The organism is Pseudomonas sp. GW821-FHT04C07 (assembly GCF_059420325.1).
On the sequence record NZ_JBWKTM010000010.1, the window covers coordinates 1 to 16,966 of the forward strand.

Sequence of the window (16,966 nt, forward strand, 5' to 3'; positions counted from 1 at the left end):
GACGCTCTGCGTCCGCTGCAGAGGTGACGCAGAGCGTCACAGGATGCATTCCCACGCGGGAGCGTGGGAACGATCAAGTAGCAACGCGCACAAAAAAGCCCGACTCAATGGTCGGGCTTTTTCTTTCCTGCAAAAACTGCGCTTATTTAGCGCGGCCTTTGTAAGAACCGCCTTCGCGGGTATCGATCTCGATTCTGTCACCGATTTCGATGAAGTCAGCAACTTGCAGCTCAGTACCGTTGCTCAGCTTGGCAGGCTTCATGACCTTGCCGGAAGTGTCGCCACGAGCGGAACCTTCGGTGTAGTCGACTACACGCACGATAGTGGTCGGCAGCTCTACGGAAACCAGACGCTCTTCGAAGAAGATCGCTTCACAAACATCGGTCATGCCTTCTTCGACGAATGGCAGAACAGCTTCGATGTCTTCGGCGTTCAGCTCGTACATGGTGTAGTCAGTGGTGTCCATGAACGTGTAGGTGTCGCCGCTGATGAACGACAGAGTCGCTTCTTTGCGGTCGAGGATTACGTCGTCCAGTTTGTCATCGGCGCTGTAAACGATCTCGGTCTTGTAACCGGTCAGCAGGTTTTTCAGCTTGGTCTTCATGATCGCGCTGTTACGACCGGACTTGGTGAATTCAGCTTTCTGAACCAGCCAAGGGTCGTTTTCGAGACGGATCACCGTACCGGGTTTCAGTTCTTTACCAGTTTTCATTACGAATATCCGAATTTGGATGGGATTTACAAAAATCTAGGCCGCGTATCATATCCAATTTAGGTAAAACTGCACCAGCGCCGCAGCAAGATCCGCTTGCAAGGCCTGTTCCAGACACCATTTTTCGGAATGACTGGCCACTTCCGGCCAGTGCTCAAGCAGGTTTTTCCAGCTTTCGGCCATTTCCGCTCCTGCGTTCCAGGCCTGCCACAGATCATTCACGGCGGCCTTGGCGGCCGGCGACAGGCCTAGTGTATACAGCTCGAGGAAGGCGTCGAGCTTGTCCAGATGAATGTCTTCTTCCTGCCGATAAATGTGCCAGAGCATTGGCCGCCCAGCCCACTGGGCGCGCACGAAAGAGTCCTCGCCGCGTACGGCATTGAAATCACAGCACCACAACAGGCGGTCGTATTCTTCCTGCCGGACGAACGGCAGCACCTGCACCGTCAAGCAATCGCGTACTTGTACCGCGCCAGCCGACAACCCCTCGACACCCAGCCACCGCTCAACGTCACCGAGAATCCGCCCCTCGGGCACCAGCAGATGAGTCGGTTGTGAGTCAGCAGCCATGACGTCGAGCCAACTGGCCAGTCCCGCATTTTCATAGGCGAACAACGAGATCAGCCGCGCGCCCGCTACCGGAGCAACGCCGAGCGCCTGCAAGAAATCTCGCTGGGCCTGAGCACTTTTCTGAAACTGGCGACGCTGCTCGAGCAACCCGGCCTCACGCAGCAAGCCGCCCGTACCGGCCTGAAACCCCGGAAAGAAGAAATACTTCTGCACATGCTTGTACTTCACCGATGGCAAGCCATGACAACCGACAATCCAGTCCTCGGCACTCAAGTAGTCAAGGTTGATCCACAGCGGGGTTTTCTCCCGCGCAGTCATTGCGTCCATGTATGCAGTCGGCAATTGACAGGCAAATGCGGCGATCACCACATCGGCGGCGGCCGTCGATTGCCATACGGCGGACCACTGGCACACCTGGACACCCTGCTGCCACTGCTGAGGGGCATTGATGTCGAGTTGCGGACAAATGCGCTCGAAAGCCCGCAGATCATCGACCCACAGCCGCACCGAGCATTGATGCTCAGCCACTAATTGCCGGGCCAGGCGCCACGTCACGCCGATGTCGCCGTAGTTATCGACGACACTGCAGAAAATATCCCAGGTGACTTTCATTCCGGGCTCCGTTTGGCAAAAGCGCCGATTGTCCGCATAAATCGTTCCGCGCAGAAGGGGTGCAGCCGATTAATCTTCCAGGGCCTGTTGACGCTTGATGGCGGCTCGCCACCAACCGTCAACAGGCTCTGGGGGTGTGCGACAATCATCCCCCCTGCCCGATCAACAGCGCCTGCCAGGAAGCCGCCATGCCCTATCGTCCACGTCCGCATCGTCCAATGCACGTCAGCATTAATCCACTGCAGCTGACCGGCAGCATTGCCTTGGGTCTGTGGCTGGGTTTCATGGCTATCGCATTGACCTGCTGGCTGGCTTCACGCTTTGTGTTCAGTCAGCAACTTGCGCCTGTAGCCGAGGCCGTTCAGCACCTCGCCAAACCACCCGTTACCGAACCGGCGGAGCCGAATCGAATGTTCGAGCAATACCAGGACAACCTGAGCAAGAACGAACAACAACAAGGCCTGGACAATGCCCGCAGCAACCTGCGCATTCAGTCCAACCCTAAATGCCAGTTCTGGTTGCAACAAGACCAGACGGCCCCCAGCGACAAGAGCCGGGCGAACGTCCTGCAATTCTGTGATTGACCATGAATAAACACGCCGTCCACAGCCTGATCCTCGAAAAGCTCAAGGTCGATCTCGATATCGCCCAACGCGCCGCGCAAACTGCCTATGAAACCGCGACCCACGAAGAAAACATCGCCGAAAACAAATACGACACGCTAGGCCTGGAAGCCTCCTATCTGGCTGCCGGTCAGGCCAGGCGTGTGGAAGAAATCAGGCAGGCACTGGTGCTTTGCCAAAACCTGATCCTGCGTCCCTATGACGAGCAACACGGCATCCAGATTGGCACGCTGCTGGGTCTTGAAGACGACAACGGTAATCAGCAATGGCTGTTTTTGGGACCAGATGCGGCCGGATTGAAGGTTTATCTGGTGGGGCAACTGATTACCGTCATCACCCCGCGCTCGCCACTGGGCAAAAGCCTACTGGGAAAATTCGAGGGTGACGAGGTCGAAATCAACGTGGCGGGAACCCGGCAACAGTTTGCTGTTACCGAGGTGAAATGAGTCGCCTTAGTGAACCGGTAGCTCGACGCCGTCGAACAGTTCTTCCAGTTCCTGCTTGTTGTGGCACTGGATGGCCTTGGCCATGACTTCGCGCGTCAGGTGCGGGGCGAACTTCTCGATGAAGTCGCACATGAAACCACGCAGAAACGTGCCACGGCGGAAACCGATCTTGGTCACGCTGGACTCGAACAGTTCGCTGGCATCGAGCACGACCAGGTCGTTGTCGAGCTTGGTGTCGACCGCCATTTTGGCGACGATACCCACGCCCAGACCGAGGCGCACATAAGTCTTGATCACGTCGGCATCGGCTGCGGTGAATACCACTTTCGGGGTCAGGCCGCGATGGCTGAAGGCTTCGTCGAGTTTGGAACGACCGGTGAAACCGAACACGTAGGTCACGATCGGGTATTCAGCCAGGGTTTCCAGGGTCAGCTTCGGCAGCTTGGTCAGCGGGTGCCCCTGGGGAACAACCACGCAACGGTTCCAGCGATAGCACGGCATCATCACCAGATCACCGAACAGCTCCAGTGCTTCGGTGGCGATGGCGAAATCCACAGTGCCGTCGGCAGCCATTTCGGCGATCTGCATCGGCGAGCCCTGATGCATGTGCAAGGCGACATCCGGGTATTGCTTGATGAAGCCGCTGATGACCGGCGGCAACGCATAACGTGCCTGGGTGTGAGTGGTAGCAATCGACAGGGTGCCTTTCTTCTCATTGGAGAACTCCTGAGCGATTTGCTTGATGCTCTCGACCTTGCGCAGGATCTCGCCAGCCGTGGTGATGATTCGCTCACCGGCCGGGGTGACTCGCGTCAAGTGCTTGCCACTGCGTGCGAAAACCTCGACGCCCAACTCGTCCTCGAGCAGACGGATCTGCTTGCTGATACCCGGTTGTGAGGTGTAGAGACTTTGGGCTGTAGCGGAAACGTTGAGGTCGTGGTGCGCCACTTCCCAGATGTAGCGCAATTGTTGAAGCTTCATATGTATCCCTCAAAGCAGTTAGACGCCACGGGCATCAGCGACGGTATATAACTATATTAATGGTTTGAAGAATAAATCTAGAACTTTTTATCAAAACTGCTAATCCGGCCTCAGACGTCCCCATGCCGCCGACGCTGTAACAGCGGCACCAGATACACCGGTACCTGAGCCAATTGCAGAACCCGCGCGGCGGTCCTCCCCAAAGACGCTTCCCCTCCGGCGCCATGGCTGTGACTACCTACGATCAGCAAATCCACCGAGAGTTTCGAAGCCTGATCGAGAATGACCTGTGACGGGTCACCCTGAAACACTCTGACCGATTGAATCAGCGCCAGGTCCTGCTGCCCTTCCCCTAACTCTTCGCGAAAGCTATCGAGCACCCGTCGTTCGATGTTGGCCATTACGGTAGTCAAACCCTGACTGTGCAGCTCGTTCAAGGCCTGCTCATCGAGATAACTCTGCAGTACCGATTCGGCGAATAATCCCATGGGTTCAACCGCGTGAACGACATACAAGTCAGCATTGAATGTTCGAGCCAGCTCCAGGGCATGCTGCATCACATAAGGTGCGTACAGACCGAGGTCAGTGGCATACAGCATCGAACGAATCATATGACCTCCTCGATTGCCAACATGGCGGAGATTGATTCAGCTTAGCAGTGCCTTGGCGAGTACGACATCCGGCGCAAAACCCTGAACATTTGGCTTAAACCTTTTGCTCATTGCTGATGCCGTGGGGGACGTGACCGGTGGCGACAACCTCACGGGCCAACTCGCAATGACCGGCCTGATCGTCGAAAAATACGTCAGCGGCGAAAGCTTCAAGAAACGCGGATTTCGCCAGACCGCCAAGGAACAAGGACTCATCCAGACGAATGTCCCACTCGCGCAATGTGCGGATCACCCGCTCATGAGCCGGTGCCGAGCGCGCGGTCACCAATGCCGTGCGAATCGGGCAGGCATCGTCGGGAAACTCTCGCTGCAACAGATTGAGTGCCGCCAGGAAGCCTTTGAACGGCCCCCCGCGCAATGGCTCACGAGCCGACTCACGCTCGCTGGCCTGAAACGCTTCCAGGCCACCCGATTGATATACGCGCTCGGACTCATCGGAAAACAGCACCGCGTCGCCGTCGAAGGCGATACGCAGCTCAGCACTGGCCGCTCGACGAGCGCCGCCGGAGAGAATCGTCGCGGCGGCGAAGCCCGCATCCAGCGCACTGCGAACATCCTCGGCGTGGGTCGACAGAAACAGATCGCAGCCGAACGCCGCCAGATAGGGATACGGACTACGCCCGCCGACGAAAGCCGCACGGGAAATATCCAGACCGTAATGCTGGATCGAGTTGAACACCCGCAAACCGGTGTCGGCACTGTTGCGTGAAACCAGTACCACTTCGACCCGGGCCCGGCCGAGACTGACATTGAGACTCAGGAGTTTTTTCACCAGTGGAAACGCATCCCCCGGCTCGAGGAACTCTTCCTCATGCTCGATCTGATACTGGCGATAAGCTTCGACGCCGTGCGCCAGGTAGACCTTATGACTCTCACTTAAATCGAACAGCGCCCGCGAGGAAATTGCCACCACCAGCTTGTCGCCCATTCCCTTCACCATATTGCGTCTCCTGACTGACAGACTCAGCTGTTACGCCGATCGACAAAACTCAATGCCTGGTACAAGGCTTCGATTTTTGGCAGCTCACAACCTGCGGCCTTGGCGGCAGCCAGAGGTCTGGCATAGATCGCCGACAATTCCAGCGCACGTTTATAAAGATAATCGTGGTACATGCTCGGCCAATAATCCGGCATTTTTTCCGTCACTTTGAACAGTTGCTCGGCATAACCGGGCGGCATCGTATGACCGCAGGCCAGAGCGCCCTGCACCACCTCGGCCATCAACGCCTGAATCAGCTCGCGACTGCTGACATCGGCCATCAGCGGCGTTGTGCTCGCGCCCAGAAGCACTGACAGACCGTTATACGGTACATTCCAGACCAGTTTTTGCCAGCGTGCCTGCTGCAGATTGGCCATGGCCTGAGAGTCCAGACCGGCCTTGCGAAACAACCCGGCGCCCTCTTCGACGATCGCCTGGCGCGCCTGTTCGTCAACCAGTGCCGGCCCGCTGTGATAACCGATGTTCACCCCACCCAGAGCCTGATGCTCAATTACCCCAGGCGCTGCGCGGTGGACGCAGATAAAGCACAAGCCGCCCAGCAAGTGCAGCGAATCAGGCAACAGTTCGCGCAGGCTGTCTTCGACGTCCAGACCATTCTGCAACAGCAGGACTTTGGCACCAGAAGCCGCAGCCTTGATGATCGCTGGCGCGAGCTCGGCGTTGCTGGTGGTCTTCGTGCCCACCAGCAACCAGTCACAGGGCGGCATGTCTGCTGCCGAGGAATAAGCCTGGGCCGGATTCAGCGTCATCGCGCCATGCACAGCGCTGTTGAGTTTCAGACCATTCCCGGCGACCGCGCAAAATTCGCTGCGCAACAGAAAGTGCACATCAAACCCGGCACGCGCCAGCATCACCCCGTAAAAACCGCCAATCGCCCCGGTCCCGATAATGCCGATACGCGGCGTCTGGACAACTGCCCCCATCATGGCAACTCCTCTGGAATTCGACTCAGCGCCTGACGCAGGCCCTCATTGAGTTCATTACACGTCAACCGCGACTGTAAGGTGCCGTAGTACTCGCCGTCACGCACCACAAACAGCGCCGGCAAATGAAATACCTGATAACGCTCGACTACTCCGCCATTGTTTCCGGCATCGATCCAGCACAGGCGATCGACCGCCAGATCCAACCCGGGCAGTTGCTGTCGGGCCCAACGGCAACTGGCGCAACCGACACTGGTGAATATCACCAACGACACACCGTTCATCGCCAATAAGCGTTGATCGGAATCGAAATCGGTCAGGTCCAATTCGACCACTATACTGGGTGAAACAATGTCAAATAACCGAGACTTGGAGTCCGCGTTCATGAGACGTTTTCTACCTCATCCTGATGATGTTCCCGTCGAGTTAACCTTGCGTAAACACGAATGTATTTCTCGCCAAACGCTGCACACTATCAGCCTCGGCGGCGTGGCTTGCAATTACCACCGCGCCTGGCGACACGGGACGGCGCTGGAAGTGCGCATGCCAACCCTCGGCGAAAGTGCCTGCTACCTGGGCTATGTGGCCTGGTGCCTGAGACGCAAGCGAGGATTCCTGGTCGGGATCGCTTTTATCGACGAACAGACGCTGTTCTGCGCACGCATGGGCGAACAGGTATGCCAAATGGAGCGTTACTGCCGCTTGCACGAACCCCAGACCGAGCAGCAGAGCATCGACGCACTGGCCCTTGAATGGGTCCAGCAACATGCCGACGAATTCTCCCATGACACCGTCCGCCAGGCATTTATGCAGCCGACACAGGATTAAACCCGCGCCTGCCCATTGTCGAGCAACCGCGTAACGCGCTAAGGTTCGGCTCCCCGACGCGCTTAAATCTGCTGTGCTCCGCCGCGCGGGGATCGCTGGCGGCCGGCACCCGTGACCTGACGAGTAACACGATGGCTGATTTACCGATCAATGACCTTAACGTCGCCTCCAACGAGACCCTGATCACTCCCGATCAGCTCAAGCGTGATATTCCTTTGAGCGACGTTGCCCTGCGCACCGTGACCAAAGGCCGCGAGGTGATTCGCAATATTCTCGATGGGACAGACCACCGCCTGTTCGTTGTCATCGGGCCTTGCTCGATCCACGACATCAAGGCTGCGCACGAATATGCCGAGCGCCTCAAGGTGCTCGCCGCCGAAGTGTCCGACACCCTTTATCTGGTGATGCGGGTCTATTTCGAGAAGCCGCGTACCACTGTTGGCTGGAAAGGCTTGATCAACGATCCGTACCTGGATGACTCGTTCAAGATTCAGGACGGACTGCACATCGGTCGTCAGTTGTTGCTGGATCTGGCTGAAATGGGCCTGCCTACCGCAACCGAAGCCCTTGACCCGATCTCGCCGCAGTACTTGCAGGATCTGATCAGCTGGTCGGCAATCGGCGCAAGGACCACCGAATCCCAGACTCACCGTGAAATGGCCTCTGGCCTGTCCTCGGCTGTCGGCTTCAAGAACGGCACCGACGGTGGCCTGACCGTCGCGATCAACGCGCTGCAGTCGGTTTCCAGCCCTCACCGGTTCCTGGGTATCAACCAGGAAGGCGGCGTGTCGATCGTCACCACCAAGGGCAACGCCTACGGGCACGTGGTGCTACGCGGTGGCAATGGCAAGCCGAACTATGATTCGGTCAGCGTAGCGCTATGCGAGCAAGCGCTGAACAAGGCGAAAATCAAACCGAACATCATGGTCGATTGCAGCCACGCCAACTCCAACAAGGATCCGGCGCTGCAACCGCTGGTGATGGAGAACGTCGCCAATCAGATCCTCGAAGGCAACCAGTCGATCATCGGTCTGATGGTCGAAAGCCACCTGAACTGGGGCTGCCAGGCGATTCCGAAAGACCTGGCCGAACTGCAATACGGTGTCTCCATTACCGACGCGTGCATCGACTGGGCCAGTACCGAAAAAACCTTGCGCAGCATGCATGCCAAGCTCAAGGACGTACTGCCCAAACGTGATCGCAGCTGATTACCTGGCGGGCAATTGTGGTGAGGGGGCTTGCCCCCGCAGGAACGCGATCGGTAGCGGCAGGCTTCGCCAGCTGCTACGGATCGCATTCGCCACAGGGTGTGATACTCGCCGCACAATTCCCTAATCATAAAATCCGGAATCTGTTAAAGATTCCGGATTTTTTTATGTCTGGTGAACCAAATCATCAGATAGCCGTTGCCCCGCCATCCACCGCCAAGGCGTGACCGGTGGTGAAGGCCGCGCCGTCGCTGCACAGATAGAGCACGGCACTGGCGATCTCTTCGACGGTGCCGATGCGACCGACCGGGTGCATGGCGGCGGCGAATTCGGCTTTCTTTGGATCAGCCTCATAGGCACGACGGAACATGTCGGTGTCGATCACTGCCGGGCAAACGGCATTCACGCGGATTTTCTTCTTCGCATATTCGATGGCCGCCGACTTGGTCAGGCCAATCACCGCGTGTTTCGACGCAGCATAGATGCTCATTTTCGGCGCAGCACCGAGGCCCGCCACCGAAGCGGTATTGACGATGGCGCCGCCGCCCTGGGCCAGCATCAACGGCAATTGGTATTTCATGCACAGCCAGACACCCTTGACGTTGACTCCCATGATGGCGTCGAACTCATCAAGGGTGCCGTCGGCAAGCTTGCCCTTTTCGATCTCGATCCCGGCATTGTTGAAGGCGTAGTCGACACGACCATAGGCACTCACCACTTGCTCCATCAGCTCCTTCACATCGGCTTCCAGCGTGACATTGCAGCGAACGAAAACCGCGTTGCCACCCGCGGCGCGAATGAGTTCCACCGTACCCTCGCCTCCCGCTACATCCAGGTCTGCGACCACCACCTTCAAGCCTTCAGCGGCGAACGCCCGGGCCGTTGCGCGACCAATACCGGCCGCTGCGCCAGTGACCAAAGCTACCTGGCCGGAAAACGTCATGCTCATTGTTATGTCCTCGATGGAATGCGGGTGATCGCGTTCTCGCAATCTAGCCACAGCCCCATTGGACGCGGCAGCACTATCAGAAGGCCGGTTAAGCACTTATGAGTTGCAGTGATGTCCATGCCCTATCAACTATCACCCGATTGGATTGACGCGTATTCGCTGCATCAGCAAACCTTGCGACATCAGCCGCGAGGGTCTATCAATCATGCTCCATTGATCATTGAGTGCCTGCCATGACTGCCCAGACCAATCGCCAATTCCTGCTCGCCAAACGCCCGGTGGGCGCGGCGACTCGTGAAACCTTCAGCTATCAGCAAGTTTCGGTCGGCGAACCGGCGGCAGGTCAGATCCTGGTCAAAAACGAGTATCTGTCACTGGACCCGGCCATGCGTGGCTGGATGAACGAAGGCAAATCCTATATTGCGCCGGTGGGCATTGGCGAAGTGATGCGTGCGCTGGGTGTTGGCAAGGTCGTGGCCTCGAACAACCCGGGCTTTGCCGTTGGCGACTACGTCAACGGTGCCTTGGGTGTGCAGGATTATTTCCTTGGCGAGCCTCGCGGCTTCTACAAAGTCGATCCGAAACTGGCACCGCTGCCACGCTATTTGTCAGCGTTAGGCATGACCGGGATGACCGCGTACTTCGCCCTCCTGGACGTCGGCGCACCCAAGGCCGGCGACACCGTGGTGCTTTCGGGCGCGGCAGGTGCGGTGGGCAGCATTGCCGGGCAAATTGCCAAAATCAAAGGTTGCCGCGTCATCGGCATCGCCGGTGGTCAGGACAAGTGCAAATTCCTTATCGACGAGCTGGGCTTCGATGGCGCCATCGATTACAAAAACGAAGACGTCATCGCCGGCCTAAAGCGCGAATGTCCAAAAGGTGTCGATGTGTATTTCGATAACGTGGGCGGCGATATTCTCGATGCGGTGCTCAGCTGCCTGAACATGAAGGCCCGCGTGGTGATCTGCGGCGCCATCAGCCAGTACAACAACAAAGAAGCGGTGAAGGGCCCGGCCAACTACCTGTCATTACTGGTCAACCGCGCGCGGATGGAAGGCTTTGTGGTGATGGACTATGCCACTCGGTTCGCCGCCGCAGGACAAGAAATGGCCGGCTGGATGGCCAAGGGGCAACTCAAGAGCAAGGAAGATATCGTCGAAGGACTTGAGACGTTCCCGGAAACGCTGATGAAACTGTTCAGCGGCGAGAATTTTGGCAAGTTGGTGTTGAAGGTGTCTTGAGCCTGATGTGATCGTTCCCACGCTCCAGCGTGGGAATGCAGCCCGTGACGCTCCGCGTCACATCAAGAGCGGACGCAGAGCGTCCAGTGAGGTATTCCCACGCAGAGCGTGGGAACGATCACATCAGGCCAGCTCGGCGACTACCGCCGCCAGCGCCTTGGCCGGATCGGCCGCCTGGCTGATCGGACGACCGATCACCAGGTAGTCGGAACCGGCATCCAGCGCCTGACGCGGCGTGAGGATACGACGCTGATCGTCCAGAGCACTGCCCGCCGGGCGAATCCCCGGGGTCACCAATTGCAGGGACGGATGCGCGGTTTTCAAGGCCCGGGCTTCCAGCGCCGAACAGACCAGACCGTCCATCCCGGCTTTTTCCGCCAATGCCGCCAGACGCAGCACTTGCTCCTGAGGCTCGATATCCAGACCGATTCCTGCCAGGTCCTCGCGTTCCATGCTGGTCAGAACGGTCACGCCGATCAACAGCGGCTTGGGCCCGCTGCGCTGGTCGAGCACCTCGCGGCAGGCGGCCATCATGCGCAAACCGCCGGAGCAATGGACGTTGACCATCCACACGCCCATTTCTGCGGCAGCCTTGACCGCCATGGCGGTGGTGTTCGGGATGTCGTGGAACTTCAAATCCAGGAACACTTCGAAGCCCTTGTCACGCAAGGTCCCGACAATCTCCGAGGCACAGCTGGTGAACAGTTCCTTGCCAACTTTGACCCGGCACAGTTTCGGGTCCAACTGATCGGCCAGCTTCAGTGCGGCGTCACGGGTGGGGAAATCCAGGGCGACGATGATAGGAGTCTGGCAGGCGGACATGAGTGTGCTCTCGGGCAAGTCGAAATCGGCGCGCATTGTAGCGGAACCAGCGCCACAGCGGGACCCGATGATCGCTAAATCATCCTCAACGGTGATGCTTGCCTCAGGATAAACTCCATACAATCCGGCGTAAGCGGCAATTATGTCTAAACAGATACATTCCCGACATCCCTGCAACAATCGCCGAGGCTACCCTCCCCAGCCGCAACATCCCCTTACAGCACTTCCAGCCTCACAGCCGGACGCCTATGCTGAAGCCACAACCTCGCGGCCCATCTTTGTGGTTGGCAGCCTACCTGGCAGACGAACGTACGCATGAATAACCCTGCTCCTTTCAACGACGATCAAAAAGCCGCAACGCCTGGTGACGACAAACGCTGGAACATTCGCGCGCTGATCGTCGACGATGATGTACCGATCCGGGAATTGATGATCGACTATCTGGCACGTTTCAATATTCACGCCAGCGGTGTCACCGATGGCGCCGCGATGCGTCTGGCACTCCAGGCAGAGCATTTCGACCTGGTGGTGCTCGATCTGATGTTGCCGGGTGAGGATGGCCTGTCGCTATGCCGCTGGCTACGTGCCGAGTCAGACATTCCGATTCTGATGCTGACCGCCCGCTGCGAACCTACCGACCGCATTATCGGCCTGGAGCTGGGCGCCGATGACTACATGGCCAAACCCTTCGAACCGCGGGAACTGGTGGCGCGGATCCAGACCATCCTGCGCCGGGTGCGCGATGATCGCAGCGAACAACGGGCCAATATCCGTTTTGACAACTGGCGTCTGAACAGCGTGCTGCGCCAGTTGATTGCCGCCGATGGTCTGGTAGTGCCACTGTCCAACGCCGAGTTCCGTTTGCTCTGGGTGTTCATCGAACGTCCTCGGCGCGTGCTCAGCCGCGAGCAGCTTCTGGATGCGGCCCGTGGTCGCTCCATCGAGGCGTTTGATCGCAGCATCGATTTGCTGGTCTCGCGTCTGCGGCAAAAACTCGGCGATGACCCGAAAGCCCCGCAGCTGATCAAGACCGTTCGCGGTGAAGGTTATCTGTTCGACGCGAGAGACATCGGCTGATGCGTTTGCGCGTCGATACGCTATTCGGCCGTCTGTTTGGCGTACTGCTGATCGCGATCGTGCTCGCTCACCTTTTGGCGTTCTTCTGGTTTCACCATTACGGCCCTCCTCCGCCACCACGACCATCAGCGCCAGGTTCCACTTTCGGCGAGCAGCGCCCGCCCATGCCCGAGCGCTTCGAGCCAAGGCCGCCACGGCCCTGGTTCGGTGGCCCGATCGTGCCGCTGACGTTCCAGTTCATCTCCTTGATAATCGCCGCCTGGTACGGCGCCAAGTTGCTGACCCGACCGATCCAGCGACTGAGCGCCGCTGCGGAACAACTGAGCGAAGACCTCAACAGCCCCCCGCTGGATGAGTCCGGACCGAAGGAAGCTCGTCAGGCGGCCTATACCTTCAACCTGATGCAAAAGCGCATTCGTGAACAGGTGCAGCAGCGGGCACGCATGCTCGGCGCGGTATCCCACGACCTGCGCACGCCTCTATCGCGACTCAAGCTGCGTCTGGAACAGATCGACGACAGCAAGTTGCAAGGACAGATGCGCCAGGATCTCGATGACATGATCAGCATGCTCGACGCCACCCTCAGTTACCTGCACGAGCAGCGCACCAGCGAAGCCCCGCAATGGATGGATGTGCAAGCGCTGGTCGAATCCCTCAGCGAAAACGCTCAGGACCAGGGTGCTGACGTCCAGGCCAGCGGCCATTGCGCACCGCTGCAAGTGCAACCCATGGCCCTGCGCTCATGCCTGAACAACCTGCTGGATAACGCCCTGCGCTACGCCGGGCACGCAGCAATCACGTTGCAGGACAGCCGCGAAGAAGTGCTCATCAAGGTCATCGACCATGGGCCGGGCATTGCTGCGGACAAACGGGAAGCGGTGTTCGAGCCGTTCTATCGCCTGGAAGGTTCTCGCAACCGCAACTCCGGCGGCGTCGGCCTGGGCATGACCATCGCTCGGGAGGCGGCGCAGCGACTGGGTGGTCACCTGGGTCTGGAGGAAACCCCGGGCGGCGGTCTGACCGCCGTGGTGCGCTTGCCTCGGGTCTAGGTACTGCCTTGTATACCTGTCGGTACAAAACTCACATACCCACGACAACTTCCCCCTTGAGGCTGCATAAGCCGGTGCACCCACCGGTTTTATCCATACGCAAGGAGTGAGCCCATGATTGGTAGCGTCAGCAACTATTCGAGCTATACCAGCACCAGCAGCACCACTGCGACGAACAGCGCCCGCAGTCAGCAATTCCAGAAAGAGCTGTTCGCCAAACTCGACAGCAACGGTGACGGCTCGGTCGATAAGGACGAACTGAAAAGTGCCCTCTCGCAGAAAAGCGATAACGGCGTTCTGGTCAGCCTGACCAAAAACTTCAGCAAGCTGGACAGTGACAGCAGCTCCAGCACCTCTAGCGCCTCCAGCAGCACCGACAGCAGCGCGGCGCTGCTCAAAGCACTAGACACTGACAACAGCGGCGGTATCAGCAGCGATGAGCTCAAGACAGCGCTGCAAGCAGGTCGCAGCCAGGACAGCAGCTCTCAGAGTGACAAGGCCAATATCGCTGAAGCCTTGAGCAAGATGATCGCCAACCTGAGCAAACAGTATCAGCTGAACAACGTGGCGACCGTCGGTACAAACCTGAACGTCGCGACGTGAGTCAAAAGCCAGGTAGCGTCGAGCGTCGACCGGCTGCTCCTACATCAGCATCAGCGCTTGTCGTCCACTCGCGCCTGACTGACACTCCAATCCGTCAACAGGCTATAGGCCACAGCCAGCAAGGTCGGGCCGATGAACAGGCCGATAAAACCAAACGCAATCAATCCGCCAAACACCCCGAGCAGCACGATCACCAGCGGCAGCGTGCCGCCGCGGCTGATCAGGTACGGCTTGAGCACGTTGTCCACGCCACTGATGATCAGCGTCCCCCAGATCCCGAGGAACACCGCCATGCCGTACTCGCCTTTCCAGGCCAGCCACGCGGTAGCGGGAATCCACACCAGCGGCGGCCCCATGGGTATCAGGCTGAGCAGGAAGGTCGCAATGCCGAGCACCAATGCACCGGGCACACCGGCAATCAGGAAACCGATCAACGCCAGGATCGCCTGTGCAGCGGCAGTACCGATAACGCCGTTGACCACCCGCTGCACCGTGCCAGCCACCAGTTCGATGTAGTAACCGGCACGATCACCAATCAGCCGTTCCAGCAAGCGATGGACAAACATCGCCAGTCGCGGCCCGTCTCGATAGAAGAAAAACACGAAGACGATGCTCAAGGTCAGCTCAAGAATCCCGCCACCGATCTGCGCGCTGCGTGCCAGCAACCAGTTGCCGACCTGCCCCAGATACGGTTTGACCGCGACTATCATGGCCGCGCCCTGTTGGTCGATACTGTTCCAGATTCCTACCAGCCGGCTGCCGACAAGGGGGACAGCCGCCAGCCAGGTGGGCGCCTGAGGAAGACCATCGACCTGCACATCTTTGATAAACGCCACGACGTCGCGCACATGATCTGCCAGATTGAAGCCGAGCCAGACCAGCGGAACCGCCACCAGCAACATCCAGCCCAAGGTCAAAAGAGCAGCGGCCAGGGATTCGCGGCCATTCAACCAACGGGTTAGCAAGCGCATCAGTGGCCAACTGGCAAACGCCAGTACCGCGCCCCAGAACATTGCCGACCAGAACGGCGCCATCACCCAGAAACTGGCACCGAACAGCACCAGGAGCAGGATCTGCACCAGCAGGCGATCGTTATTGACCATGAAAGATCTCGTGAAAGATGAACGAATAAGAGAGTAGGCGAACAGCCTGGGGCCGTCCGCCTTGCGGGAGCTTAACGCAGTAATTCGACGTGCAGACCTGCCGCTCGCGCGCTGCCGGTCTCCATTCGCGCCGCTCGCACGCCCTGCCCGATCAGCGCCTGCCGCCAGGCCTCGGCGTTAGGGCCGGAAACACTGACCCGCATCGTCGTATCGAGGTTCAGCCCGCGCGACAGCAAGGTCAACCAGACAGGTAACGGCTCACCGTTCAGCTTCGGAAAATCGAGCTCGCCGGTATCCTTGAGCTGACGCAACAAAGTTGCTGAAGTCGGCATCAACTCGCCAAGCGGTGCGCTGGCGTCAAACTGCTCGACATGCAGGTAAGCCCGGCGATTGCCGCGGGTGATGCTGTACAACGCCACCAGCGAGTTGTCCTGAGGCGCCGCCAGACGCAACAGCAGATAAGCCTGCTGATCGTCGGTGCCATACAACTTGGCGTTGCGGAAGACTTCGTTGGCCCACAGGTTGCTTTCCCCGCAATCACGGGCCTGGCACCAGAACAACAACTCGGCGCCCTGCTTCTGCAAGGCCTCACGGGCTACGGTGAAGGCTTCGGTTGAAGAATGCTCGGGCGGCAATTCGTAGGTCACCGAGGTGGCTTGCCCGCGAACGCTGACCTGGCCGTCGTAGCGCAGCTGACCACTGATTTTACGGATCGCTCCCAATGGGTAGATCCGCTCCACGTCTGCCGCTGGCCGGTAGTCGACGATCTGCGCATCGGCCAAACGCGGCACCAACGGCAAATCGTGACTCCCGGGCACATCGGCGGCGAACAACAAAGGACTGAAACAGCACAGACCGAAAATACGGATTAAACGCATGGGTACTTTCATCGAATCAACATGGCCTGGGCGCCCTTGACGACACTGGCGTCGTCGATGCGTGGTGGCACCTGCAAGCCGCGCTGCACCGCAGGACGGGCCTCCATGGTTGCCATCCAGCGCTGCAAGGCCGGCAAGCCGTCTACCGAGACACCGGACCACTCATACCCTCGGACCCACGGATACGTCGCGATATCGGCAATGCTGTAATCACCGGCCAGAAATTCGACGGCGTTCAGGCGGGTGTTGAGCACTTCATACAAACGGCGGGTTTCATGTTGATAACGGTCGATGGCGCCTTGAAGTTTTTCCGGGAAATAGCGGAAAAACACATTGGCCTGACCTTGCATCGGGCCGATGCCCCCCATCTGGAACATCAGCCACTGCATGACCACCGAACGCCCCTTGGGGTCTTTGGGCATGAGTTGCCCGCTCAGTTCGGCCAGATAGACAAGAATCGCACCGGATTCAAACACGACGAAATCGCCATTGGCACGGTCGACAATCGCCGGAATCCGGCCATTGGGATTGATTTTGAGAAAGTCTGGAGCCTTTTGCTCCTTTTTGTCGAAACTCAAGGCATGCACCGTGTAGGGCATGCCGAGTTCCTCGAGCACGATAGAGACCTTGTGGCCATTCGGGGTCGCAGCGGTGTAGAGATCTATCATGG

At 58.6% G+C, this 16,966-nt stretch carries 20 protein-coding genes; 8 read left to right on the forward strand and 12 right to left on the reverse strand.

Translation table 11 applies throughout. The annotated features are described in order from the left end of the window. Positions 1-142: 142 nt before the first annotated feature. Positions 143-712, reverse strand: coding sequence for an elongation factor P (locus AC07UI_RS18485; protein ID WP_032626910.1), 570 nt, complete (start codon positions 710-712; stop codon positions 143-145). A 48-nt stretch (positions 713-760) separates the two neighbouring features. After that, positions 761-1,894: an elongation factor P maturation arginine rhamnosyltransferase EarP gene (gene earP, locus AC07UI_RS18490; RefSeq protein ID WP_494993866.1), complete on the reverse strand. Its 1,134-nt coding sequence runs from the start codon at positions 1,892-1,894 to the stop codon at positions 761-763. Positions 1,895-2,082: 188 nt separating this feature from the next. Here earP and AC07UI_RS18495 point away from each other — a divergent pair, with 188 nt between their 5' ends. Next, the gene (locus tag AC07UI_RS18495; RefSeq protein WP_494993867.1) at positions 2,083-2,478 is read left to right on the forward strand and encodes a hypothetical protein; all 396 of its coding nucleotides are present in this window, start codon (positions 2,083-2,085) and stop codon (positions 2,476-2,478) included. A gap of 2 nt (positions 2,479-2,480) precedes the next feature. Continuing rightward, the gene (locus AC07UI_RS18500) at positions 2,481-2,963 is read left to right on the forward strand and encodes a GreA/GreB family elongation factor (protein WP_494993868.1); all 483 of its coding nucleotides are present in this window, start codon (positions 2,481-2,483) and stop codon (positions 2,961-2,963) included. A gap of 6 nt (positions 2,964-2,969) precedes the next feature. On the opposite strand, the gene cysB is transcribed toward AC07UI_RS18500, so the two are convergent. The 5 genes from cysB to AC07UI_RS18525 all read right to left on the reverse strand — a co-directional run bounded on the left by cysB (position 2,970) and on the right by AC07UI_RS18525 (position 6,924). After that, on the reverse strand, positions 2,970-3,944 hold the full coding sequence (cysB, locus tag AC07UI_RS18505; RefSeq protein WP_494993869.1) for an HTH-type transcriptional regulator CysB: 975 nt from the start codon (positions 3,942-3,944) through the stop codon (positions 2,970-2,972). A 110-nt stretch (positions 3,945-4,054) separates the two neighbouring features. After that, entirely contained in the window at positions 4,055-4,555 is a 501-nt protein-coding gene (locus tag AC07UI_RS18510) for a universal stress protein (RefSeq protein WP_494993870.1), read from the reverse strand. A gap of 94 nt (positions 4,556-4,649) precedes the next feature. After that, complete coding sequence (locus AC07UI_RS18515) at positions 4,650-5,555, reverse strand: 5'-nucleotidase (protein WP_494993871.1); 906 nt, start codon at positions 5,553-5,555, stop codon at positions 4,650-4,652. Between the two features lie 23 nt (positions 5,556-5,578). Further along, the gene (locus AC07UI_RS18520) at positions 5,579-6,541 is read right to left on the reverse strand and encodes a putative 2-dehydropantoate 2-reductase (protein WP_494993872.1); all 963 of its coding nucleotides are present in this window, start codon (positions 6,539-6,541) and stop codon (positions 5,579-5,581) included. Next, entirely contained in the window at positions 6,538-6,924 is a 387-nt protein-coding gene (locus AC07UI_RS18525; protein ID WP_494993873.1) for a thioredoxin family protein, read from the reverse strand. Before AC07UI_RS18525 ends, AC07UI_RS18520 begins: the two co-directional genes overlap by 4 nt. Between AC07UI_RS18525 and AC07UI_RS18530 the strand changes: the two genes are divergently transcribed. Both AC07UI_RS18530 and AC07UI_RS18535 read left to right on the forward strand, forming a co-directional pair. After that, positions 6,923-7,366, forward strand: coding sequence for a PilZ domain-containing protein (locus tag AC07UI_RS18530; RefSeq protein WP_494993874.1), 444 nt, complete (start codon positions 6,923-6,925; stop codon positions 7,364-7,366). The genes AC07UI_RS18525 and AC07UI_RS18530 overlap by 2 nt on opposite strands. A 131-nt stretch (positions 7,367-7,497) precedes the next feature. Next, positions 7,498-8,574, forward strand: coding sequence for a 3-deoxy-7-phosphoheptulonate synthase (locus AC07UI_RS18535; RefSeq protein ID WP_494993875.1), 1,077 nt, complete (start codon positions 7,498-7,500; stop codon positions 8,572-8,574). Positions 8,575-8,761: 187 nt separating this feature from the next. Here the strand turns inward: AC07UI_RS18535 and AC07UI_RS18540 are convergent, their stop codons facing one another. Then, entirely contained in the window at positions 8,762-9,523 is a 762-nt protein-coding gene (locus tag AC07UI_RS18540; protein ID WP_494993876.1) for an SDR family oxidoreductase, read from the reverse strand. Between the two features lie 233 nt (positions 9,524-9,756). Between AC07UI_RS18540 and AC07UI_RS18545 the strand changes: the two genes are divergently transcribed. Beyond that, positions 9,757-10,764, forward strand: coding sequence for an NADP-dependent oxidoreductase (locus AC07UI_RS18545; protein ID WP_494993877.1), 1,008 nt, complete (start codon positions 9,757-9,759; stop codon positions 10,762-10,764). A 123-nt stretch (positions 10,765-10,887) separates the two neighbouring features. On the opposite strand, the gene pyrF is transcribed toward AC07UI_RS18545, so the two are convergent. Continuing rightward, positions 10,888-11,586 carry an orotidine-5'-phosphate decarboxylase gene (pyrF, locus tag AC07UI_RS18550; protein WP_494993878.1) on the reverse strand — a complete coding sequence of 233 codons (699 nt, stop codon included), beginning with the start codon at positions 11,584-11,586 and terminating at the stop codon, positions 10,888-10,890. A 315-nt stretch (positions 11,587-11,901) separates the two neighbouring features. Between pyrF and AC07UI_RS18555 the strand changes: the two genes are divergently transcribed. The 3 genes from AC07UI_RS18555 (at position 11,902) to AC07UI_RS18565 (ending at position 14,315) form a co-directional block, all read left to right on the forward strand. After that, positions 11,902-12,663 carry a response regulator gene (locus AC07UI_RS18555; protein WP_494993879.1) on the forward strand — a complete coding sequence of 254 codons (762 nt, stop codon included), beginning with the start codon at positions 11,902-11,904 and terminating at the stop codon, positions 12,661-12,663. Continuing rightward, the gene (locus AC07UI_RS18560; RefSeq protein WP_494993880.1) at positions 12,663-13,712 is read left to right on the forward strand and encodes a sensor histidine kinase; all 1,050 of its coding nucleotides are present in this window, start codon (positions 12,663-12,665) and stop codon (positions 13,710-13,712) included. The genes AC07UI_RS18555 and AC07UI_RS18560 overlap by 1 nt, the downstream gene beginning before the upstream one ends. Positions 13,713-13,826: 114 nt before the next feature. Beyond that, on the forward strand, positions 13,827-14,315 hold the full coding sequence (locus AC07UI_RS18565; protein ID WP_494993881.1) for a calcium-binding protein: 489 nt from the start codon (positions 13,827-13,829) through the stop codon (positions 14,313-14,315). A gap of 50 nt (positions 14,316-14,365) precedes the next feature. Here the strand turns inward: AC07UI_RS18565 and AC07UI_RS18570 are convergent, their stop codons facing one another. The 3 genes from AC07UI_RS18570 to AC07UI_RS18580 form a co-directional block, all read right to left on the reverse strand. After that, on the reverse strand, positions 14,366-15,418 hold the full coding sequence (locus AC07UI_RS18570; RefSeq protein WP_494993882.1) for an AI-2E family transporter: 1,053 nt from the start codon (positions 15,416-15,418) through the stop codon (positions 14,366-14,368). Between the two features lie 71 nt (positions 15,419-15,489). After that, positions 15,490-16,308, reverse strand: a complete 819-nt coding sequence (locus AC07UI_RS18575) for a DUF4892 domain-containing protein (RefSeq protein WP_494993883.1) — start codon at positions 16,306-16,308, stop codon at positions 15,490-15,492. Continuing rightward, entirely contained in the window at positions 16,305-16,964 is a 660-nt protein-coding gene (locus AC07UI_RS18580; RefSeq protein ID WP_494993884.1) for a glutathione S-transferase family protein, read from the reverse strand. The genes AC07UI_RS18575 and AC07UI_RS18580 overlap by 4 nt, the downstream gene beginning before the upstream one ends. Between the last annotated feature and the right edge of the window lie 2 nt (positions 16,965-16,966).